This window comes from Phycicoccus sp. 3266, from assembly GCF_031456495.1.
GTDB lineage: Bacteria > Actinomycetota > Actinomycetes > Actinomycetales > Dermatophilaceae > Pedococcus.
The window spans coordinates 309,993-329,165 of the sequence record NZ_JAVDUW010000001.1 but is presented as its reverse complement, the minus strand read 5'-3'; the positions used below and the strand labels follow the sequence as shown (position 1 = coordinate 329,165).

Here is a 19,173-nt window from a genome sequence, read left to right as displayed (position 1 = left end):
GCCGCCCGCCGGGCCGCCGGGGCTGGCGTTGCCGTACGACTTCACAGGAGTCCTCCAGTCGGGACGTCGACCACCGGGGCAGCCGTGGGAGTGGGGGTGTCGGGGCAGCCGCAGTCCTGCTCCCAGCAACCGGGCTGGCCCTCGCAGTGGCCGTCGTCGGCGCAGTGGCAGCAGCAGCCGCACGCGGTGCACTTCGTGCCGGTGCAGTCGCCCTGGTGGGGGTACCGCCCGTACAGGTCCTCGTTTCCTTGGACCGGCAGCGTTGGGTGCTGGCTCATGCCGCCACCTTGAGCCCGAGGGAAGCGGCGACGGCCGCGATGAGGTCGCGGGCGGCCGGGGGAGTGACGGCGTTGCCGCACATCTTCACCTGCTCGCGACGGTTCCCGAGGATGACGTAGTCGCCGGGGAACGCCATGGCTCCCTTGACCTCGTGCGGCTCGAGCATGCGGAACAGGACGTCGTCGACCTGCGCCTCGGCGGCTGCGATGTCGCCAGGCGTGAGGACGGACTGGTGGCCTGCGGTGGTGATCGTTCGGACGGGCTCGCGGACCGGGGTGACCATCTCTGCGCCGCCGCTGTTGTTCCGCATGACGAGGGCGTGCCGGTCAACGGTGGTCACGGTGTCGAGCGCCTCCGACGCCGGCTTAGCCGAGTCGTTGTTCCCGTAGTAGCTCGTCACCAGCGCGTGGTGGTTGCCGGATGCGGTCACGGTCGCCAGCGGGTCGGCGGTGTCGCGTGCCGTGGACCCACCGCCGCGCAGCTCGGCGATGAACGGCCGCGTCACGAGGGCGGTGCCGTCGTTCGTCGTCTGCGTGCGCAGCGGCTCGCGGTGGATCGGGATGCTCTTGTCGTCCCACGTGCCGCCGACCGGCACAGCCAGGGCCGTCTCGAGCCGGGTCGTCTGCGTCCGCAGTGCGGCGCTCATCGGCTGGGCGACCTTGCCCTCGCGGCCCTCCACGGGGATGGCCAGCGCCTTCGACTCCGATCCGTGCATGGTGCGCATCGGCTCGTCGATCGGCCACGCCCGGTAGTACGAGTTCGGGTCGCCGTGCCGCTTGTGCTTCGGGTCCGACGCGTCGTACCCGTTCATCGTCTCGACCTGCAGTGGTCCCCAGTACCGCGCTATGCCAGCCGCGATCCGGCGACGCGTCTTGTCCGCGAGCGGCTTCGCCCGATCGCCGATGCGATGCCCCTTGATCGACCAGTCGATGATCGCCGCTGCGGGAAGCCAGCCGGGCTCCACGACCTGGTTGCGGCACGAGACGTTCGGACAGCGGTACACGTACTGCTGTCGGATGCCGTACCGGCCGGCGCTGTTGTGGTCCAGGCGCTTCCACGACTGGATGGACCGCACGACCTCGTCGCAGGTAGGGCAGTAGGCGGAGGGCCGCTGCATCTCCTGCAGGTCGGGCCGCTGGTTCCCCTTGCGGTGGAACACGATGTACAGGCGATCGCGGGACTGCGGGGCCGGCATCCCGTATGCCTGAGCGTGCATCGAGTTCAGCGACACGATCTGGTGGCCGTAGCCGAGCGAGTCCATCGCGAGCAGCCACGCCCGGAACGGCTCCCACTGCGCGGCCTCGACGACGTTCTCGACGATGATCGCCTGGTAGCGGTGGTGCTCGGTGAAGCGGACGACGTCCCACATGGTTGCCCGGGACCGCTCGGCCGCCTCGTTGGGGACGCGCTCCTCGAACAGGTCGCCCTGCAGCGTGCTGGTGCGCTTCTTGCCCTTGGCGCGGGAGTGGTTCGTGCACTCCGGAGACGCCCACAGGATGTCGGAGGTGGGGAAGTACGCCGGATTGATCTGGGACAGGTCCGCGCAGATGTGGTCGGCGTCCTGGTGGTTGGTGTTGTGTGTGTCGACTGCGAGCTGCCAGTGGTTCGACGCCACTCGGACGGTGATGCCGGGCACCTGAATAGCGCCGGTCGACGAACCTCCTGCGCCGCAGAACAGGTCGGTGATGGTGAGGCTCACCGGGAGCCTCCTTTCGTGGTGGGGCCGTGCTGACACGGCGCGCAGGTGGTGCCCGGGCGGCTGACGCCATGCGTCCGGCAGCTCGGGCAGAGGAAGGTGGCGCGCGCCGGCACCCGCGCAGGGGAGGTGTCGGGTGCCGGCGCGGCGTTCTGGAGGGCCCGCGCATCGAGCTCGGCGACGATGGCCTCGCACAGGTAGTAGGCGAGCGCGACGGTGCCGACGGACAGGACGGTGACGACGAGGGCCGTGATGAGGAACCGCATCACTCGCCCCGTGCCGCTTCGAACGACGCGTCCTCGGCGGCGCCGTACGCGCGGATGTCGCGGGCACACAGGTCGTCGCCCTCGATCCGTCCGACGGCGTCGTCGCCGCACTTCACGCAGGGGCGCTGAGGCCACAGGGGCAGGTTGTTCCGCTCGAACTCGCGGACCAGGACACCGAGGTCGGCCTCGTCGAGCAGGACCGGGTCGATGGTGAGGGAGTCGGGGATCTCCGCCCAGCCGAACGCGATGCGCCCGTCGTCGGTGCGGCCGAGGACCTCGAGGGTCAGAGTGGCGGGGGCGGTCATGCTGCACCTGCCTCGTCGTCGAGGTAGCGCCACTCGATGCGGGTGACGACGTCGTGCGGGTCCATGCCCTGGGCGTCGATGAAGAAGCGCTCGACGAACTCGTCCTGTGACATGTCCGGGAAGCCCTCGCGGGCGACGTCGTCGAGGGTGATCTCGCCGAGCACCTCACGGCGGACGCTGACGATCTCGACGTCGCAGATGCGCTCGAGCGGCTCGCCCTTCCGGCGGCCCATGACCTTCCGGCAGAGGGTGACCCGATCCCCGGGCTTCGCGAACAGCCAGCCCTTCCGCCGGGTGACCGTCTTCGAGCGGTTACGTACGGCGGCCTCGGTGAAGGCGACCGACATCAGGCGGCTCATCGGTCGCCCCCGGTGTACCCGCGGCCGCGGCAGGTGCGGCAGTAGAAGTGGCCGGCGGCGCACCCCTCGTTCCGGCAGCGGCCCCCGGCGCGACGACCGGTGCCGTGACACTTCGGGCAGGCCTCGGCCTTGCCGGTGCCGTCGCAGGGCTCGCACCTCGTGCCGGCCGCGAGGACGCGCTGCATGAGGGCGTACGTCCGGGGCGCGGACGCGGAACCCCCGCTGTCGCGGTCGCGGAAGCCCGGCACCTCGGCCGTGAGCTCAGCGAGGATCTCGTCCCAGGCGTCGACCAGCCGGGCCCACGCGGGGCTGACGGTGCGCATCGTCGGGAAGGTCAGCCCGGCGACAGGGACGGCCTCGAGGAGGACGACGCAACGGCGGAAATCCGCGGGGTCGTGCGGGTGGTCGCCGTGGCCCCAGCGGCTGACGGCACTCCCCGTCAAGTGGGTCACGATCGCCTCGGACGACAGACCGCGCTCACCGAAGGCCAGCCAGTTCGTGAAGGACGTGAGCGGCAGAAGGGCGGTCGTGGTCATCGCTGCACCGCCTTGAAGATGAAGCGGCTGCAGTCGACGATCAGGTGCGCCTCAGCGCTGGACGCGGCCGCCCGGACCCGGAAGGTGCGGGGCTGGCCGGGCTCGAGCACGACGACGGTCGACGAGCTGTTGCCGTCCTTCGCCTCGAGCAGGACGTCGGCGGCGCCGACGAGCAGCGCGTCCTGGTGGGCGGACGTCCAGAACACGACGGGCACGGACACGGCCCCGGCGTTCAGGTTGGTCACGGTGATGCCGTCGCCCGTGACGAGCTGGAAGCCGTTGCCGTCGTTGCCCTTCAGTTCACCGTTGGCCAGCGGCTTGAACAGCAGGTTCGGGGTGCACGGGTCGAGGGGGATCTGCGAGCCCTGCGCGGCCGGGGCCGCGACGGCTGCGAGGACGACGGGGACGGACCACGCTGCGCCGAGGTTGACCTGGCGGCGGGTGAGGTCGACGGTCATCGCCGCACCGCCTTCGCGTGGCGCGGTGCGTACCGCTGCCCGATTAGTCGGGCGCGGTCGTCACGGATCTGACCGCGGACGGCTGCCCGGTACGAGGTGTCGCGGTGGCGGCCGACGTGGGTGAGCTTGCGGAACGCCTCGCGGAAGGACTCCACGCCGACGCGGATCTGGAGGAGGTCGACCGGACTGCTCACGCCGTCGCCGCCTCGTGGTCGGCGCTGTCGCAGTCAGCGGGCAGCTGCGCGGGCGCGTCCTCGACGACGACGGCCCACACCCGGACCGACTGCCACGGCGCGAACGCGCGACCGGTGTAGTCGGTGAAGCGGCGCTGCGTCTCGGTGTCGACGCGGCTGTTCGCGTAGGTCAGGCCGAGGACCTTGATCAGCTCGTCGAGCGAGCCGTCGCTGCCCTGGACGCGGATCTGGTGCGGCGTGACGTCGATGTTGTACGCGGCCGGCGCCAGGCGCCCCAGAACCGGGGCGAGGCTCGCGACGACCTCGAGCGTGGTGGCGGACACCAGCGGCTCGGAAGCCTTGGCAGGGGAGTCCACCGGCAAGGACGTCGTGTCGCTGGTGATGATCGTGTCCGTCATGGGACACTCCTCTCGGTTGGTGCCCGATCCCCGGCTCGGAAGGCTGTGTGGGGTCGGGCGCTGCTGTTTCGTCAGGCGTTGCGCTGCTCGGCCAGAAGGCGAGCGGCCTCGTCGGCCAGCTGCTGCTGGCGCTTCTCGTCGAGCTCCGCGAGGTCGCGGAGGATCTGCTGCTTCATGTCGAGCAACGTATGCACCCCTGAGTCAGTGACTAATCTCGATGGTCACGGCGGGCAAAAAAAGAAGGTCAGCCGGCCTTGCGCCGGCGGGGCTGCTGCACGATCGGCTCGACCGCACCCATGCGGATGATCGCGTCGATCTGCTCCTGGGTGAACCGGATGTTCCGGCCGTTCAGGTGCTTCGTGTGCGGCCACTCGCCTGAACGGACGCGGGCGTAGATCGTGTCCGTCGAGCAGTCGAGCTGGTCGGGGGCGGCCGCCTCGGCGACGGTCAGGAGTCGCTTGTCTGCCATGTCACCTCCTTCGTTCGTACGAGCGGGCATCAGTGGAAGTACGTATGGCGTAGTTCTACGTTGTCCACACAGAATAGTCAAGGACCACACGGAACTGACACGCGACACCCCTACGTCATAGGAAAGTGGTCAAGTTCCAAACAGGTCGGACAGAATCAGACAGCAATCGTGCAAGGGCCTGCCGCCGAAGGTGGCAAAGTGCTACTCGTGATGGACAGGAGCAAGTGGGTACCGATGAATGCCCTCCAGCAACTGGTGGCTGACTACCTGTCTGACAACCCGGGGGAGTCGTACTCCTCCATCGCCCGACGAGGCGGCCTGCCACGGCAGACCGTGTGGGCCATCGCGAAGCGCGAGTCCTCGCGCCAGACGCCCCACCCTGACACCATCGACGGGCTCGCCCGCGGCATGAACATGCCCGAAGCGCGCGTCCGCGCCGCGGCCGGCATGGCGGCTGGCTACCCAGGCGCGGTGTCGAGCACCATCAGCTCGGAGCGCGGGCAGCTCATCGCCGAGGCCTTGAACGAGCTCGACGAAGAGCGCCTGGAGATCCTCGCTAGGCGCGCGCGCTTCCTCTTGGCTGAGCAGCGAGACGAGCAGGGCGACAGCTGACGGTCACGTCGAGGCGACCCAGCAGCCTGGCCAGCGTGGCGAACTGGGCTTCCTCCGGCAGCCCGCTTGCGACGATTACGACAGCGTCTCCACCCTCCTGGTAGACCGCCCCGTACTCCCCTGGGCCCATCTCCTCCAGCACAACTTTCAGCACGCGATTCCCTCACTGGTCGTCCCCGACCCCCGGCTCGTATCTCCTCCGTTGAAGGCACCCACTCCTTGAGCCCCCACAACGGGAGCAGTGAATCACGCCACATGGACATCCCGTGTTACGCGACAGGACGCCCCTCGATGGTGGCCCGTTCGACCGATGGGCTGACAGTGCCGGCCGGTAGAACTGAGCCTGTGCGCATGGCCGCGAACGCGTCCAACGAGGTCTGCGACACGTCCGTCAGCATGCTTCCGTAGACGTCGATAGTGGTCTTGATCGATGCGTGCCCGATGCGCGACTGCAGTTCGGGCAGGGTCGCCTTCCCGAACATGACCATCCACCCGACGTGGGTGTGACGCAGCCAGTGCGGTGTCGGCCGTCGTGACAGGTTCGCCGCCTCGACCGCCGGGTTCCAGTAGCGCTCCATGAAGTTCGAGTAGTGCCACTGGGAGCCGCCGAGGCCGTTCGCGCGACCACCTGATCCGCCCGCTGCGACACGACCGGTGGTGAACACCAGCGACCCGGGCGCCTTCCCCACCAGGCGGCGCCGGACCATGTCGGCCGCGGCCGAGTCGAGCTTCACTCGCCGCAACGACGCGTCCGCCTTGCCGTCCTCGACGATGACGAACTGGCCGGCCGCATTCCGCCGGACGACCTGCGCCATGTTGAGGTACATCGCGTCGCCATAGTCCTCGACATGGTGAGTCGTCACGGCCGCGACCTCGGACCAGCGCCAGCCGGTGGCGAGCAGGCACTCGGCGACGTCGGCGGCGTCATGGTCGATCAGCGCCAGCGCCCGGTGCAGGGCCGTCCACTCCGCAGGCATGATGCCCTTCGGCTTCTTCCTCGTCCGCGGCGGCAGCTCCGTGCCCTGGCACGGGTTGAAGTCGCTCGACGCGACCTTGAACATCCCGGAGAGGATCGCGTGCTTGTCAGCGATTGTCTTCGGCGCGAGGCCGCCCTTACGCGCGGGCGGCTTCTTCCGCGCGTGCGGCTTGCGGTCCTCCACCGGCCGCTCCGGCGCGACGATCGACCCGTCGAGCATCCCGTCGACCCAGTCCTGCACCTCGAGCTCGGTGATCGTCATGAACTGGCGGCCGCCGAACGTCGGCAGGATCCAGTTCTCGATGTCGCGCCGGTAATCGCTCGGCGTCCGGTCGGACCGGGCCCGCTTCGTCCGCTGAGCCAGGTACGCCTCCGCGACCTGCTCGACTGTCTCCGTGCCCGGGATGGTCAGGGCGCCTGAGGTGTCGGCGTCGTCCGGCCACTGGTGACCGCACGCCTCGACCTTCGCCGCGAACCGCTCCGCGCCGAGCGGGCCCTTCAGCTTGGCGAACGTCGCCGTTTGCCACTTGCCGTCACGGGCCCCGCCGAGGCGCCAGCGGACGCGGTACTTCACCACGCCCTTGGAGCTCGTGCGCGTGTCGATGGTCGCCATGACTACCCCCTGCGGTCGCTGTCTGCACACATCAGTCTAGCCGTGTGACCCGCGTGTGACCGTGGGGGAAAGCAAGAACCGCCCGGCCTCGTGACTGAGCACGAGACCGGGCGGTTCCCTTCCGGGTGAGTGACGGGACTTGAACCCGCGACATCTGCGACCACAACGCAGCGCTCTACCAGCTGAGCTACACCCACCATGCGTCGCGGCCGGACGCTGCCGGCCGCTGAAGCGACGCCAATAGTACCTGCTCCCGGCGGGTGGTCGTGACCACCCTGCCCAGCCGCCTTCCGGGCGGCGCTGCGGCCGCACGGCATACCTCTGGCAGCGTCAGCCGTGGTCGACCACGTGCTGGGCGGCGATCGACTTGGCGGTGTCGCTGTCCGGGCCGGGCGGCGGCACGAACACGGCCTGGCGGTAGTAGCGCAGCTCGGCGATGGACTCGCGGATGTCGGCGAGCGCGCGGTGGCCGCCGGACTTCTTCGGGGCGTTGAAGTAGGCCCGCGGGTACCAGCGGCGGGACAGCTCCTTCACCGACGACACGTCGATGATCCGATAGTGCAGGTGCGCCTCGAGCTCGGGCATGTCCCGGGCGAGGAACCCGCGGTCGGTCGCGACGGTGTTGCCGCCCAGGGGTGCCTTGCGCGGCTCGGGGACCCACTCGCGGACGTACGCGAGGACCTGGGCCTGCGCGTCCTCCATCGTCGTGCCGCTCGCCAGCTCCTCGAGCAGCCCCGAGGTCGTGTGCATGTCGCGCACGAAGGGGTCCATCTGCTCCAGCGCCTCGGCAGGTGGGGCGATGACCACGTCGACGCCGTCGCCGAGCTGGTTGAGCTCGAAGTCGGTGACGAGCGCGGCCACCTCGATGAGGGCGTCGTCGCGCAGGGACAGCCCCGTCATCTCGCAGTCGATCCAGACGATGCGGTCGTTGACGGAACGTTCGGTCGGGGTGCTCACGACCGCCACCTTATGGCGCGCGCCGCCGCGACGCGGGCCGGTCCCCAGGTGCTGCACTAGCCTGCCCGTCATGACCTGGGGACAGGAGCAGGGGTATGCCGGGCCGCCGGTGGCGGGCGCGGGGCCCGATCCGGAGGACTCCGGCCGCGGCAGCGGCCGGGCTGCCGTCCGGCGGTGGCTGCTCGGCGGCCTCGTCGTCGTCGGCTTCGCCGTCGCCGCCGTGGTCCTCGCGGTCTACTACAACGCCACGCTCGGGGTCGTCACGACACTGCTCGCGGTGCTGCTGGCCGCGATCCCGCTGGGCATCGTCATCCCGTCGTTCCTCTGGCTCGACCGCTTCGAGGCCGAGCCGAACCGCTACCTGGTCGTCGCGTTCCTCTGGGGTGCCCTGGTCGCGGCGCTCGCGGCCGGCGTCTTCAACACCGGCGCCAACATCGCCTTCCGCGCCGCCACCGGCGCCGACGAGCCGGCGATGCTCGCGACGGCCATCTTCTCCGCGCCACTCGTGGAGGAGGCGTCGAAGGGCCTGCTCGTGCTGCTGGTCTGGCGGCTGCGCCGGCGTGAGTTCGACGGGATCATCGACGGGATCGTCTACGCCGGCGTGGTCGCGGCCGGGTTCGCCTTCACCGAGAACATCCAGTACCTCGGCATGGCGTATGCCGACGGGGGAGACCAGGCGCTCACCGGCACCTTCATCGCGCGGTGCCTGTTCACGCCGTTCGCGCACCCGATGTTCACCGCCATGACCGGCATCGGCATCGGGATCGCCGCGTCGACCCGCAGCCGCACGCTCAAGGTGCTGGCCCCGGTGGGCGGCTACCTGCTGGGTGCCGCCCTGCACGCGCTGTGGAACCTCGCCGCCTTCAGCGGGGGCAACGGCCTGCTCGCGGTCTACCTCGTCGTCGAGGTGCCGATCTTCCTCGGGTTCGTCGTCCTGGTGGTCTGGGCGCGACGGCGCGAGGGCCGGCTCATCGGCCGCTACCTCAGCCAGTACGCCGACGCCGGCTGGTTCAGCCGCGGCGAGGTGCAGATGCTCTCGACCATGTCGGGGCGTCGGGCGGCGCGGGCCTGGGCCAGGGGCGCGGGTGGTCGTCGGGGCCTGTCGTCGATGCGCAGGTTCCAGGACGCGGCGTCCGAGCTCGCGCTCCTGCGGGCCCGCATGCAGCACAGTGCGGCCGACCAGCAGGCGCTGCAGACCGAGCGCGAGCTGCTCGGCTCCATCACCGCCGCGCGACAACGGTTCCTCTAGACGCGGCCGCACGCTCGGCTCGCGCCTCGGCAGCGGCGTACTAGCGTGCACGGATGCGCACCCTCGACCTCGCCGAGTCCCTCCGACCCGACCTCGTCGCCCTGCGACGCGAGCTGCACCGCTTCCCCGAGGTGGGGATGCACCTGCCGCTGACGCAGCAGGCCGTCGTCGACGCCCTCGCAGACCTCGACCTCGAGGTCACGCTGGGCCGCGACCTCTCCTCGGTCGTCGCGGTGCTGCGCGGCCGAGGCGGCGACCCCGGGTGCGAGCGCCCGGTCGTGCTGCTGCGGGGAGACATGGACGCGCTGCCGGTGACCGAGGACCTGCCGCTGGAGTACGTGTCGAAGCACGAGGGCGTCATGCACGCGTGCGGCCACGACCTGCACGTCGCGGGGCTCGTCGGCGCGGCCCGGATCCTGCACGAGCTGCGGGACGAGCTCGAGGGCGACGTGGTCTTCATGTTCCAGCCGGGGGAGGAGGGCCCCGGCGGGGCGAAGCCGATGATCGACGAGGGCCTGCTCGACGTCGCCGGGCGTCGCGTCGACGCGGCATACGCCCTGCACGTCTACTCCTCCGAGCACCCGCGCGGCACGTGGTTCGGGCGGCCCGGCCCGCTCATGGCGGCGGCGGACGAGGTGTACGTGCGCATCGTGGGCGCGGGCGGCCACGGCTCGCAGCCGTTCCGGGCCAAGGACCCGATCCCCGTCGCGTGCGAGGTCGTGGTGGCGCTGCAGACGCTGGTGACGCGGCAGTTCGACGTCTTCGACCCGGTGGTCGTCACGGTCGGCAAGTTCGTCGGCGGCACCAAGGACAACATCATCCCGGACGACGCGGTCTTCGAGGCGACCGTGCGCAGCCTGTCCCCGGAGAGCCGCGCCGAGGTGAGCCGGCGGATCGAGCAGCTCGCCACCGGCATCGCCGCCGCGCACGGGCTGACCGCCGAGGTGACGCACCTGCCGGGCTACCCCGTGACCGTCAACGACGAGGCCGAGTACGCGTTCGCCAAGGACACCATCGTCGACCTGTTCGGCGAGGACCGGTACACGCACCAGCGCGACCCGGAGATGGGGTCGGAGGACTTCTCCTTCGTCGGGGAGCTCGTGCCGAGCGCCTACGTCAACCTCAGCGCGTGCCCTGCCCAGGACCACGAGTCGGCCCCGGACAACCACTCGCCGCGCGCGGACTTCGACGACTCGGTGGTGCCCGAGGGCGCGGCCCTGCTCGCCGAGCTCGCCCTGCGGCGCAGTGCACAGCTGCGTGCGGGGATGCGCCCCTAGACTGTGCGGGCCCAGCCCCCGTAGCTCAGCTGGATAGAGCAAGGGCCTTCTAATCCCGAGGTCGCAGGTTCGAGTCCTGCCGGGGGCGCTGGACGGCGAAGCGCAGCGAGCCGTCAGCGACCCCGGTCAGGACGATGGGAGCCGGTCGAACGGAGTGAGACCGGCGGCTCCTGCCGGGGGCGCTGGACGGCGAAGCGCAGCGAGCCGTCAGCGACTCCGGTCAGGACGATGGGAGCCGGTCGAACGGAGCGCCCCCGGCGGCTCCTGCCGGGGGCGCTGGACGGCTGGACGGCGAGGGCCCGGGGTCGGCATCGCTGCCGGCCCCGGGCCCGACTCGTCACCGGCGTCGTGTCGCGCCGATGTCGAGCGCCCTACTGGCAGTACACCTCCACGCGGTACGTGGTGTCGTCCCCGGCGTTCCACGGCGCGACGGTCACCGAGACCGAGTAGCTGCCGCTGCCGTTGCGGTACCGCTCACCGTTGGGCCCGGTCACGTAGTCGATCGTGCAGCCCGGCTGGTCGGAGACCGTGATGGTGTGCGTGCCCTCCTCGGCTGCCTCCACGTGCGCCTCGTTGTAGGCGAGGATCGCGGGGTTGTACTCGGAGTACTTCACGTTCGACGCGCCGACGGTGTCGGTCCAACCGGCCGCCATGCCGAGCAGGGCGTTGCCGTTCTTCCAGAAGCGGGTGTCGATCTCGACGATCGCGTTCTCGAGGACCTTGAAGTTGTCCGTCTTGCTGTAGCGCGGGTTGAAGCAGCCGTACTTGGCGAACCGGCCGCAGTCCAGCCGCGACGTCGGCGTGACCCAGGCCTTGTAGACGCCGCCGGGGTTCGGGGTGTCGGCGTACGGGTACAGCTGCACCGTGATCCCCGGGTCGTCGGCACTCGTGCCGGTGGCGTGCGCACACGCGCCCGAGGGCGAGACGCTCTGGATGACGCCCGAGGCGTCCACCATGAACTGGCGGCAGGCCAGCGCGTCCGAGCTGAGCAGCTGGGTCGGCTTGGGCCCGGTGACCTGGAACGTGTACGTCCCCGCGGGGAGCCCGGCAGCGCCGATCGGCGCGTTGATGCCGGGGCCGCCGTTGAGGTAGACGTCCTGCTTGGCCGCGTAGTGGTTGAGGTTGACCGGTGCACCGGTGACGTCGGTGGTGAAGATGGCGCCGGAGACCTGTCCGCCCTGCGGTGCGGCGTACGTGCTCGGCGCCAGGGCGATCATGGCGAGCGGCACGACGGCGGCACCCGTGAGAAGTCTGCGCATGGAGGTTCTCTCGCTTCCAGACGGCCCCGTCCCTTCGGCGGGGCGATCCCGCCACGGTGGCACCACGCAGTCGTGGACGGATCGCCCGAAATGCGTATGCGGGTCTACGTATCCCGTCAAACACATGCCAACGCAGGCATCGACGGCTCAACGCCCGCGAGACCTACGCGTCGCCCTCCCCGAGCGGCACGACGGCCACCGGCTCGTGGCGCGGACGGTGCCTGTGCCCCTCGCCGAGGTGCGACGCGAAGAGGGTGACCTCGGCCGCCGTCCACGCCGGACCGGCATACGCGTCCAGCACCCGCAGCCACCGCGTGGACTCGAACGGCCTCCGCGACCTGGCCACCGTCACGTGCGGGTGGAACGGCCCGCCCTGCGGCGACGCCCCGGCGCGTACCGCCGCCCGGCGCACGCCGCGGGCCAGGGCGGCCAGCGCGTCGGGCGAGCCGTCGACGCCCGCCCACAGGACCCGGGCGTCGTACACCTCGGGGAACGCGCCCGCGCCGCGGATCCGGAGGGACAGGGCGCCCCGCCCCATCACCGCCTCGTGAAGCTCATCGACGAGGCGGTCGAGCGAGCGTTCGGGCACGTCCGCCATGAACGCGAGCGTGACGTGCCACTGGTCGGGGTCGGTCCAGCGCAGGCGGTCGCCGGCGTCGCGCCGCGGCTCGAGGAAGGCGTCGAGGTCCTCGACCGCCTCGGCCGGCGGCACCAGCGCCGCGAACATCCGCACCACCCCATTGTGTCGGGGCCGTTGTGCGGGCGCGGCCGCCAACTAGATTGGGTCCCGACGAAGGGGGAGCAGGTATGCCGTCGTGGCGCCCGGACTGGACACCCGCCCGCACGTGGTTCGTCACCGTGCGCGTCCTCGAGGCGGCGGCCGCGCTGCTCGTCCTCGGACAGGTGCTCGACGCGGTCACGGCCTGGCGACAGGTCGTCGCCTTCGGCCCGACCGGCCCGGACGGAACGGTGCTGCACCTGACCTTCCTGCAGCACGTGACGGCGTTCGCGCAGACGAGCGTGTACCGGCCGGTGGTGCTGTCGGCGCTCTTCACGGCCCTGGTCGTCCTCGCCGGTGTCGCGGTGCTGCACCGCGTCCGCCCCGTGTCGCACGCGCGGCTGCTGCGCTGGGAGCTGCTGGTGCTGGGGGCGGTCCAGCTCCTGGTGGCCCTCGTGGGCGTCGCGGCGAGCGTCGTGTCGATGTTCGCCAGGAACCCGTTCGAGACGGCGCCCGACCCCGGGACCGTGACGGTCTGGACGGGCCCGGGGCCGATCGAGCTCGGGCTCGTGGGGCTCGGCCCCTCCGTCGCGACCGCGGCGGTCCTCGCCGTCGCGGTGCTGTGGTGGGTGCGGCTCCCTGCGGAGTTCGAGGAGGACGGGGTTGCGGCGCTCGAGGACGCCGCGCCCGGCGACGACTCCGCTGTCCCCGACGACGGCAACGGGTCCGGCGTGCGGGACGCCGCCTCTGCCGGTCGTCGCCGGCCGCGGCGCCGGGCGCTGGCCGGTGGTGGGGCCGACGACGCCATCGTGCTCGACGGCGTCGAGGAGATCGCGCCGGTCGAGCGGCTGAGCCCGGTCGAGGGTGGGGACGGCGCGACCGCCAGCGGTTACGAGGACTGGCTGCGCCGCTCCTGAGCCTGCGACGCCCCATCCTCCGACGCTCGTGAGGCGCACCGGCTCTCGCCCGGTTGCAGTGCGCGGTTGCAGTGCGCGACGCGCCCGGGCGCGGGGGCGTGCTGCGGACGCGCCCCGGTGCGCCCACCCTCCTCCGTTCGGACGAAGTTGTGACCAAACCCGTGCGTCGCCGTGGTCTGTCGCGGCGAGCACATGCGTACGGGTTCGTTAGGCTCGCCCCGTGCTTTCCCCCGACGACGCCACAGTCATGGTGGGCGCCGTCTCGACCCTGCGCGAGCAGGTGTCCGCTGCGGCGCTGCCCCTCGACGTCCCCGACGTCGCGACCGCCCGCGCCACGCGCGCCGCGCTGCTGAGCCAGCTCGACGACTACGTGCTGCCCCGCCTGCGCTCGCTCGACGCGCCGCTGCTCGCGGTCGTCGGCGGCTCGACGGGTGCCGGCAAGTCGACCCTCGTGAACTCGGTCGTCGACGCGGAGGTGTCGGCGTCGGGCGTCCTGCGCCCCACGACCACCGTGCCGGTCCTGGTGCACCACCCCGACGACGAGAAGTGGTTCCTCGACGACCGGGTGCTGCCCGGCCTGAGCCGCACGACGGGTGCCGCCGCCACGGGCGAGGGCGCCGGCGACACGACCACGCTGCGGCTGGTCGCCTCGCGCTCGCTCCCTCCGGGCATGGCCCTGCTCGACGCCCCCGACATCGACTCCGTCGTCAGCGCGAACCGCGCCCTCGCCGGACAGCTGCTGTCCGCCGCAGACCTCTGGCTGTTCGTCACGACCGCGGCCCGGTACGCCGACGCGGTGCCGTGGGAGCTCCTGCGCCAGGCCTCCGACCGGGGGACCGCCGTCGCGATCGTCCTCGACCGGGTGCCGCCGGAGGCGATGTCCGACATCCGCAGCCACCTCGCCCACATGCTCCGTGAGCAGGGCCTGTCGACCGCGCCGATCTTCGGCATCCCGGAGGCCACGCTCAGCGGGCAGGGGCGGCTGCCCGAGGGCGACGTCGCCCGGCTGCGTTCCTGGCTCACCGCGCTCGCGAGCGACTCGCGGGCCCGCTCGGTCATCGTCCGCCAGACGCTCGAGGGCGCCCTCGGTTCGCTCGACGACCGGGCCGCGCTGCTGGTCACCGCCTCCGAGCACCAGGCCGACGCGCTCGCCAAGCTCGAGCGCGCGGCCGAGGACGCCTACGCCACCGCCCTGCAGAACGTCGAGCAGGGCATGACCGACGGCACGCTGCTGCGTGGCGAGGTGCTGGCCCGCTGGCAGGAGTACGTCGGCACGGGCGAGTTCTTCAAGCAGGTCGAGTCGACCGTCTCCAAGGTGCGCGACCGGATCACGGCCGCCCTCAAGGGTGCTCCCGCTCCGTCCGGCAACCTCGGCGAGGCGCTGCAGACGGGCGTCGCCGCGCTGGTCCTGGCCCAGGGCCAGGGCGCCCCGCTCGTGGCGGCCCGCGCCTGGCGCGGCCTGCCCGGCGGTGACGTGCTGCTCGAGCGCTCCGAGGACGACCTCGCCAAGCCGTCGCCCGACCTGGCCGTCCGCGTCGAGCGCCTCGTGCGCGACTGGCAGGGCGACGTCCTCGACCTCGTCCGCCGCGAGGGCAAGGACCGGCGCACCACGGCGCGCATCGCGGCTTACGGCCTCAACGGCGTCGGGGTGATCCTCATGCTCGTGGCCTTCGCGCACACCGGGGGGCTGGTCGGTGCCGAGGTCGGCATCGCCGGCGGCACGGCGGTGCTGGCGCAGAAGGTGCTCGAGGCGATCTTCGGCGACCAGGCCGTGCGCGACATGGCGCGCAAGGCCAGGGAGAACCTCCTCACCCGCGTGCGTGACCTGTATGCCGTGGAGCAGGCGCGCTACGACGCGGCCCTGGGGGACGTGGACGTGACGACGGACCAGGCCCGGCGCCTGGCAGATGCCGCGGCAGCGGTGAAGGCGGTGCGATGAGCCCCCTGATCATGGGTGGTGCACGGGTCAAGGGCATCACGGCCAAGGAGCTGGCCCAGAAGTCGGCAGCCCTCGAGCAGGCGCTCGCGGCGGGCAACGGACAGCTGGACCCGGGGCGCAGTGACGACGCGCGGTCCCTGGTCGCCAAGGTGGCCGGTCGGACGTCCAAGGCCGGCGGCCACACGGTCGTCGCGCTCGCGGGTGCGACCGGGTCGGGCAAGTCGAGCCTGTTCAACGCGCTCGTCGGCGAGGACGTCGCGATGGTCGGCGCGCGCCGCCCCACGACCTCCCGGCCCGTCGCCGCGGTCTGGGGCGAGCAGGACGCCGGCGAGCTGCTGGACTGGCTCGGGGTGCAGCAGCGCCACCGCGTCGCCCCCGACGACGAGGCCGAGCTGGACGGCGACCTCGAGGCGGGGGATGTCGCCGCGGCGGACGGTCGCGCACGGCGCGAGGCGCGCGGCGGCGAGGGGCGTGGGCCGGTCGGCCTCGTCCGCGGACGGGTGGGCCGCCGGCGCGAGGCGCGCCCGGGCCGGCTCGACGGCCTGGTCCTGCTGGACCTCCCCGACTTCGACTCCCGGGTGCTGGCGCACCGTGAGGAGTCCGAGCGCGTGCTCAAGCTCGTCGACGTTTTCGTCTGGGTGACCGACCCGCAGAAGTACGCCGACGCGCGGCTGCACGACGACTACCTCAAGGTGCTCGCCAGCTACGACGCGGTCACCGTGGCGGTCCTCAACCAGACCGACCGGCTCACCCCCGACGCCGTCGGCCAGGTGCGCTCGGACCTGTCCCGGCTCGCAGCCGACGACGGCATCGCCCAGCTGCAGGTCCTCGCCACCTCCGCCCGCACCGGCGAGGGGGTCGAAGCCCTGCGCATGCGGCTGGCGACGGCCGTCGCCGCCCAGAACGCCGCGCAGCACCGGCTCGCCGCCGACATCCGCGCCAGCGCCTCGGCCCTGCGCGCAGACCTCGGGGTCAACGAGCCGCAGCTCACCGCGGAGGTCGACGACGAGCTCGTCGACGCCCTCGCGCGGGCGGCCGGCATACCGGTGGTCGTCAACGCCGTGGAGCGGGACTACCGGCACCAGGCCTACGGGCGCACGGGCTGGCCGTTCACCCGGTGGGTGCGCGCCCTGCGTCCCGACCCGATGAAGCGACTGCGCCTCAACACCCGCGACGAGGTCGAGGAGAAGCTGGCCGTGACGGCCGGCGACGTGCGCACGGTCCTCGGCCGGTCCTCGCTGCCGCCGCCCACCCCCGCCGCCCGTGCCGCCGTCGAGCTCGCCACTCGCCGGGTCGGTGCCGACGCGGCCGAGGGGCTCCCGCACCGCTGGGCCGAGGCCGTCGCCGACGCCGCCACGCCTCCCGGTCCGGAGCTCGCCGACGCCCTCGACCAGGCCGTCGTCGGCACGTCGCTGAAGATGCGACCCCCGCTGTGGTGGCGCGTCTGCGGTCTGGCCCAGCTGGTGCTGGCCCTGCTCACCGTGATCGGCGCCCTGTGGCTGGCCGTGCTGGTCGTCCTGGGGTGGCTCGCGCTGCCGGCGGTGGACACCCCGCGGGTCGGGTCGGTGCCGGTGCCGTTGCTGCTGCTGGTCGGGGGGCTCGTGCTGGGCCTCGGCCTGTCCGCGGCCGCGCGCTGGTTCGCGGTCATCGGGGCGAGGCGACGGGCCGAGCGCGTCCGGCGACGGCTGCTCGACGCCGTGGCCGCCGTGGCGGAGTCGCGGATCATGGCGCCGGTGCGCGAGGTGCTCACTCGGCACAAGACGACCCGCGAGGCGCTCGACCTCGCCGCCGTCTGACTGCCCTCGCCTGCCCTCGCCTGCCCGCGCCTGCCCGCGGCGCACGGGGCGCACGGGGCGCAATCTCGGCGCGGTCTGACGCCCCCGCCGGCGCGGGGCGCTCGACCTCTCGCCGCGGTCCGAGGCGGGTCAGCGGCGGGTGGCCACGGCCAGGCGGCCGTTGCGCATCGAGAGGGCGTTGGCGCCGGGCAGGTCCATCCCGGCCGACAGCGTGAGCAGGTCGTCGTCCGCCACGACGCGGAAGCCGTGCCGCCCCAACGCCCGGGCCATCTGCGCCGGCGACCAGTGGGAGCGCCACGGCTCAGCCCGCAACGGGTCCTGCTGCCGCAGCAACCGCGCGACGAGGCGCATGCCCCTGCGCAGCACGGCGGTCACCCAGGACCGTGCCTGGTAGTTGACGACGAGCGTGCTCCCCGAGGCAGCGAGCTCGCCCACCTGGCGCAGCGTGCGGTCGACCTGCTGGCGGGTGAGGTAGGGCACGACGCCCTCCCACACCCAGGTCGACGGCTGCCGTCGGTCGAAGCCGGCTGCCTCCAGGGCTGGTGCGAGGGGCTGGTCCGCGAGGTCCACGGCGACCCACTCGAGGCGCGCCGCGACCGGCGGCCGACCGCCCACGCGCCGTCGCATGTCCTCCTGCGAGGCGGGGTGGTCGACCTCCCAGACGGTCGATCGGGCCAGCTCCGCCATCCGCCAGGCCCGGGCGTCGAGCCCGGCACCAAGGATGACCACCTGGCCGGTGCCGCTCCCGTCCGCGACCGCACCCGAAGCCCGGGCAGCCACCGCCTCGGCCACGGCGTCACCCGCGGCCTCACCAGCGACCTCGGCCGGAGCCCGGGCCAGCGCCTCGGCCACGGCCTCGGCCACGGCCCGGTCGATCGCGACCGTCCGGGGCACCATGCCGAGAGCGGTCTGGCGGACCAGCTCCCACGCCATCCGCGCGCCGCCGGTGGTCGGGTGCAGCCCCTCCCGTACGTCGTCGACGAGGGCACGCTCCGACGGGTCGAGCAGCTCCCGCGCAACCGGGTCGGAGAACCTGCCCACCGCGAGGCGCCCGTCGGCCACGGCCCGGCCCTGGCAGACGAGCACCGCGGTGCTGCTCGCGGCCCTCGAGGTCACCTGCGCGAGTGTGCCAACAGGGGCGGGGTCCGTCCACAGGGCCGTCAGAGCCGGTTGGTCGTCCACAGGCGGGCGACGACGCCCTCGTCGGGCTCCGGTCGCCTCGTCACTCTGGTCGCACCACAACAGCACACGAATGACGAGGTGAGCGAGATGAACGAGTCCTACATCACGGTGACCGGCCGGCTGGTCGCCGACCCGGAGGCCCGCACGACGCGGACCGGGGTGCCCTTCGCGGCGTTCCGGGTCGCGTCGACGGTGCGGCGCCTCAACGCCAGGACCGGCAGCTACGAGGACGCCGGCACCAGCTTCTTCAACGTCACGGCGTTCCGGGCCCTCGGGGCGAACGTCGCGAACTCCGTGCACAAGGGGGAGTCGGTGGTGGTCCATGGTCGGCTGCGGGTCAACCAGTGGATGCGCCAGGACAACACCCCCGCGACCTCGGTCGAGATCGACGCCTACACCGTGGGCCACGACCTCAACTGGGGGACCACCGCGCTGCACCGCGTCACCCGGGCCCAGCTCGACCAGCACGACCGCATGGCCGACGCGGGTGTGCAGGACGTCATGGCGGCCCTCGAGGGGGAGGAGGTGCCGCCGGCCGAGGACCTGGGCGACTTCGAGCCCGGCGACCTGGCAGCACGCCGGCGCGACGGCGGTGACCCCGACACCGACGAGTACGAGGTGGCGGTCGAGCCGACCGGGCTGGTGCCGCGCGAGGGTGGCGAACGCGCGCTGTCGGGCGTGTGACGAGAGGCCTGACGCCGATTCGGGCGTGGGGGCG

At 72.2% G+C, this 19,173-nt stretch carries 22 protein-coding genes and 2 tRNA genes; 8 read left to right on the top strand and 16 right to left on the bottom strand.

All coding sequences use genetic code 11. The features are described 5' to 3' along the window. Positions 1-41 precede the first annotated feature (41 nt). The 10 genes from J2X64_RS01600 to J2X64_RS01555 all read right to left on the bottom strand — a co-directional run bounded on the left by J2X64_RS01600 (position 42) and on the right by J2X64_RS01555 (position 4,960). Complete coding sequence (locus J2X64_RS01600) at positions 42-278, bottom strand: hypothetical protein (RefSeq protein WP_310148658.1); 237 nt, start codon at positions 276-278, stop codon at positions 42-44. Continuing rightward, positions 275-1,978 (bottom strand): DNA cytosine methyltransferase, encoded by a 1,704-nt coding sequence (locus J2X64_RS01595; protein WP_310148654.1) that lies wholly within the window; start codon positions 1,976-1,978, stop codon positions 275-277. Before J2X64_RS01595 ends, J2X64_RS01600 begins: the two co-directional genes overlap by 4 nt. Beyond that, positions 1,975-2,241 carry a hypothetical protein gene (locus tag J2X64_RS01590; RefSeq protein WP_310148651.1) on the bottom strand — a complete coding sequence of 89 codons (267 nt, stop codon included), beginning with the start codon at positions 2,239-2,241 and terminating at the stop codon, positions 1,975-1,977. The genes J2X64_RS01595 and J2X64_RS01590 overlap by 4 nt, the downstream gene beginning before the upstream one ends. Continuing rightward, complete coding sequence (locus J2X64_RS01585; protein ID WP_310148648.1) at positions 2,241-2,546, bottom strand: hypothetical protein; 306 nt, start codon at positions 2,544-2,546, stop codon at positions 2,241-2,243. The genes J2X64_RS01590 and J2X64_RS01585 overlap by 1 nt, the downstream gene beginning before the upstream one ends. Next, positions 2,543-2,905 carry a hypothetical protein gene (locus J2X64_RS01580; protein WP_310148645.1) on the bottom strand — a complete coding sequence of 121 codons (363 nt, stop codon included), beginning with the start codon at positions 2,903-2,905 and terminating at the stop codon, positions 2,543-2,545. The genes J2X64_RS01585 and J2X64_RS01580 overlap by 4 nt, the downstream gene beginning before the upstream one ends. Next, positions 2,902-3,441, bottom strand: a complete 540-nt coding sequence (locus J2X64_RS01575; RefSeq protein ID WP_310148642.1) for a hypothetical protein — start codon at positions 3,439-3,441, stop codon at positions 2,902-2,904. The genes J2X64_RS01580 and J2X64_RS01575 overlap by 4 nt, the downstream gene beginning before the upstream one ends. After that, the gene (locus tag J2X64_RS01570; protein WP_310148639.1) at positions 3,438-3,899 is read right to left on the bottom strand and encodes a hypothetical protein; all 462 of its coding nucleotides are present in this window, start codon (positions 3,897-3,899) and stop codon (positions 3,438-3,440) included. The genes J2X64_RS01575 and J2X64_RS01570 overlap by 4 nt, the downstream gene beginning before the upstream one ends. Beyond that, the gene (locus J2X64_RS01565) at positions 3,896-4,093 is read right to left on the bottom strand and encodes a hypothetical protein (RefSeq protein WP_310148636.1); all 198 of its coding nucleotides are present in this window, start codon (positions 4,091-4,093) and stop codon (positions 3,896-3,898) included. The genes J2X64_RS01570 and J2X64_RS01565 overlap by 4 nt, the downstream gene beginning before the upstream one ends. Then, positions 4,090-4,491, bottom strand: coding sequence for a hypothetical protein (locus tag J2X64_RS01560; RefSeq protein WP_310148633.1), 402 nt, complete (start codon positions 4,489-4,491; stop codon positions 4,090-4,092). The genes J2X64_RS01565 and J2X64_RS01560 overlap by 4 nt, the downstream gene beginning before the upstream one ends. 244 nt (positions 4,492-4,735) lie before the next feature. Further along, positions 4,736-4,960 carry a helix-turn-helix domain-containing protein gene (locus J2X64_RS01555; protein ID WP_310148630.1) on the bottom strand — a complete coding sequence of 75 codons (225 nt, stop codon included), beginning with the start codon at positions 4,958-4,960 and terminating at the stop codon, positions 4,736-4,738. Positions 4,961-5,194: 234 nt separating this feature from the next. On the opposite strand from J2X64_RS01555, the gene J2X64_RS01550 reads away from it, so the two are divergent. Further along, positions 5,195-5,572 (top strand): hypothetical protein, encoded by a 378-nt coding sequence (locus J2X64_RS01550; RefSeq protein ID WP_310148627.1) that lies wholly within the window; start codon positions 5,195-5,197, stop codon positions 5,570-5,572. A gap of 269 nt (positions 5,573-5,841) precedes the next feature. Here J2X64_RS01550 and J2X64_RS01545 read toward each other — a convergent pair whose 3' ends face one another. The 3 genes from J2X64_RS01545 to orn form a co-directional block, all read right to left on the bottom strand. Then, entirely contained in the window at positions 5,842-7,161 is a 1,320-nt protein-coding gene (locus J2X64_RS01545) for a tyrosine-type recombinase/integrase (protein WP_310148624.1), read from the bottom strand. Between the two features lie 124 nt (positions 7,162-7,285). Continuing rightward, positions 7,286-7,358 (bottom strand) — tRNA-His (locus J2X64_RS01540). A gap of 133 nt (positions 7,359-7,491) precedes the next feature. Continuing rightward, complete coding sequence (gene orn, locus J2X64_RS01535; RefSeq protein WP_397444000.1) at positions 7,492-8,118, bottom strand: oligoribonuclease; 627 nt, start codon at positions 8,116-8,118, stop codon at positions 7,492-7,494. A gap of 70 nt (positions 8,119-8,188) precedes the next feature. On the opposite strand from orn, the gene J2X64_RS01530 reads away from it, so the two are divergent. The 3 genes from J2X64_RS01530 (at position 8,189) to J2X64_RS01520 (ending at position 10,732) form a co-directional block, all read left to right on the top strand. Further along, positions 8,189-9,367, top strand: a complete 1,179-nt coding sequence (locus tag J2X64_RS01530) for a PrsW family intramembrane metalloprotease (protein WP_310148619.1) — start codon at positions 8,189-8,191, stop codon at positions 9,365-9,367. 53 nt (positions 9,368-9,420) lie between these two features. Continuing rightward, positions 9,421-10,644 carry a M20 family metallopeptidase gene (locus tag J2X64_RS01525; RefSeq protein WP_310148616.1) on the top strand — a complete coding sequence of 408 codons (1,224 nt, stop codon included), beginning with the start codon at positions 9,421-9,423 and terminating at the stop codon, positions 10,642-10,644. 14 nt (positions 10,645-10,658) lie between these two features. Then, positions 10,659-10,732 (top strand) — tRNA-Arg (locus J2X64_RS01520). A 283-nt stretch (positions 10,733-11,015) separates the two neighbouring features. Here the strand turns inward: J2X64_RS01520 and J2X64_RS01515 are convergent. Then, entirely contained in the window at positions 11,016-11,903 is an 888-nt protein-coding gene (locus J2X64_RS01515; RefSeq protein WP_310148613.1) for a hypothetical protein, read from the bottom strand. Positions 11,904-12,066: 163 nt separating this feature from the next. Then, complete coding sequence (gene thpR / locus J2X64_RS01510) at positions 12,067-12,630, bottom strand: RNA 2',3'-cyclic phosphodiesterase (protein ID WP_310153084.1); 564 nt, start codon at positions 12,628-12,630, stop codon at positions 12,067-12,069. Positions 12,631-12,710: 80 nt separating this feature from the next. On the opposite strand from thpR, the gene J2X64_RS01505 reads away from it, so the two are divergent. The 3 genes from J2X64_RS01505 (at position 12,711) to J2X64_RS01495 (ending at position 17,273) form a co-directional block, all read left to right on the top strand. Further along, positions 12,711-13,538, top strand: a complete 828-nt coding sequence (locus J2X64_RS01505; protein ID WP_310148610.1) for a hypothetical protein — start codon at positions 12,711-12,713, stop codon at positions 13,536-13,538. Between the two features lie 247 nt (positions 13,539-13,785). Beyond that, the gene (locus J2X64_RS01500) at positions 13,786-15,477 is read left to right on the top strand and encodes a dynamin family protein (protein ID WP_310153081.1); all 1,692 of its coding nucleotides are present in this window, start codon (positions 13,786-13,788) and stop codon (positions 15,475-15,477) included. Beyond that, complete coding sequence (locus J2X64_RS01495) at positions 15,474-17,273, top strand: dynamin family protein (protein ID WP_310148608.1); 1,800 nt, start codon at positions 15,474-15,476, stop codon at positions 17,271-17,273. The genes J2X64_RS01500 and J2X64_RS01495 overlap by 4 nt, the downstream gene beginning before the upstream one ends. Positions 17,274-17,402: 129 nt before the next feature. On the opposite strand, the gene J2X64_RS01490 is transcribed toward J2X64_RS01495, so the two are convergent. Beyond that, positions 17,403-18,389: a class I SAM-dependent methyltransferase gene (locus tag J2X64_RS01490; protein WP_310148606.1), complete on the bottom strand. Its 987-nt coding sequence runs from the start codon at positions 18,387-18,389 to the stop codon at positions 17,403-17,405. A 153-nt stretch (positions 18,390-18,542) separates the two neighbouring features. Between J2X64_RS01490 and J2X64_RS01485 the strand changes: the two genes are divergently transcribed. Then, positions 18,543-19,139, top strand: a complete 597-nt coding sequence (locus J2X64_RS01485; RefSeq protein WP_310153079.1) for a single-stranded DNA-binding protein — start codon at positions 18,543-18,545, stop codon at positions 19,137-19,139. The last annotated feature ends 34 nt before the right edge of the window (positions 19,140-19,173 follow it).

Coding starts and splice junctions, on each gene's coding strand:
- J2X64_RS01515 (WP_310148613.1), bottom strand. CDS start 11,903: ATGCGCAGACTTCTCACGGGTGCCGCCGTCGTGCCGCTCGCCATGATC.
- J2X64_RS01545 (WP_310148624.1), bottom strand. CDS start 7,161: ATGGCGACCATCGACACGCGCACGAGCTCCAAGGGCGTGGTGAAGTAC.
- J2X64_RS01585 (WP_310148648.1), bottom strand. CDS start 2,546: ATGACCGCCCCCGCCACTCTGACCCTCGAGGTCCTCGGCCGCACCGAC.
- J2X64_RS01555 (WP_310148630.1), bottom strand. CDS start 4,960: ATGGCAGACAAGCGACTCCTGACCGTCGCCGAGGCGGCCGCCCCCGAC.
- J2X64_RS01495 (WP_310148608.1), top strand. CDS start 15,474: ATGAGCCCCCTGATCATGGGTGGTGCACGGGTCAAGGGCATCACGGCC.
- thpR (WP_310153084.1), bottom strand. CDS start 12,630: ATGTTCGCGGCGCTGGTGCCGCCGGCCGAGGCGGTCGAGGACCTCGAC.
- J2X64_RS01575 (WP_310148642.1), bottom strand. CDS start 3,441: ATGACCACGACCGCCCTTCTGCCGCTCACGTCCTTCACGAACTGGCTG.
- J2X64_RS01525 (WP_310148616.1), top strand. CDS start 9,421: ATGCGCACCCTCGACCTCGCCGAGTCCCTCCGACCCGACCTCGTCGCC.
- J2X64_RS01500 (WP_310153081.1), top strand. CDS start 13,786: ATGGTGGGCGCCGTCTCGACCCTGCGCGAGCAGGTGTCCGCTGCGGCG.
- J2X64_RS01570 (WP_310148639.1), bottom strand. CDS start 3,899: ATGACCGTCGACCTCACCCGCCGCCAGGTCAACCTCGGCGCAGCGTGG.
- J2X64_RS01485 (WP_310153079.1), top strand. CDS start 18,543: ATGAACGAGTCCTACATCACGGTGACCGGCCGGCTGGTCGCCGACCCG.
- J2X64_RS01530 (WP_310148619.1), top strand. CDS start 8,189: ATGACCTGGGGACAGGAGCAGGGGTATGCCGGGCCGCCGGTGGCGGGC.
- J2X64_RS01550 (WP_310148627.1), top strand. CDS start 5,195: ATGAATGCCCTCCAGCAACTGGTGGCTGACTACCTGTCTGACAACCCG.
- J2X64_RS01560 (WP_310148633.1), bottom strand. CDS start 4,491: ATGACGGACACGATCATCACCAGCGACACGACGTCCTTGCCGGTGGAC.
- J2X64_RS01505 (WP_310148610.1), top strand. CDS start 12,711: ATGCCGTCGTGGCGCCCGGACTGGACACCCGCCCGCACGTGGTTCGTC.
- J2X64_RS01600 (WP_310148658.1), bottom strand. CDS start 278: ATGAGCCAGCACCCAACGCTGCCGGTCCAAGGAAACGAGGACCTGTAC.
- J2X64_RS01580 (WP_310148645.1), bottom strand. CDS start 2,905: ATGAGCCGCCTGATGTCGGTCGCCTTCACCGAGGCCGCCGTACGTAAC.
- J2X64_RS01590 (WP_310148651.1), bottom strand. CDS start 2,241: ATGCGGTTCCTCATCACGGCCCTCGTCGTCACCGTCCTGTCCGTCGGC.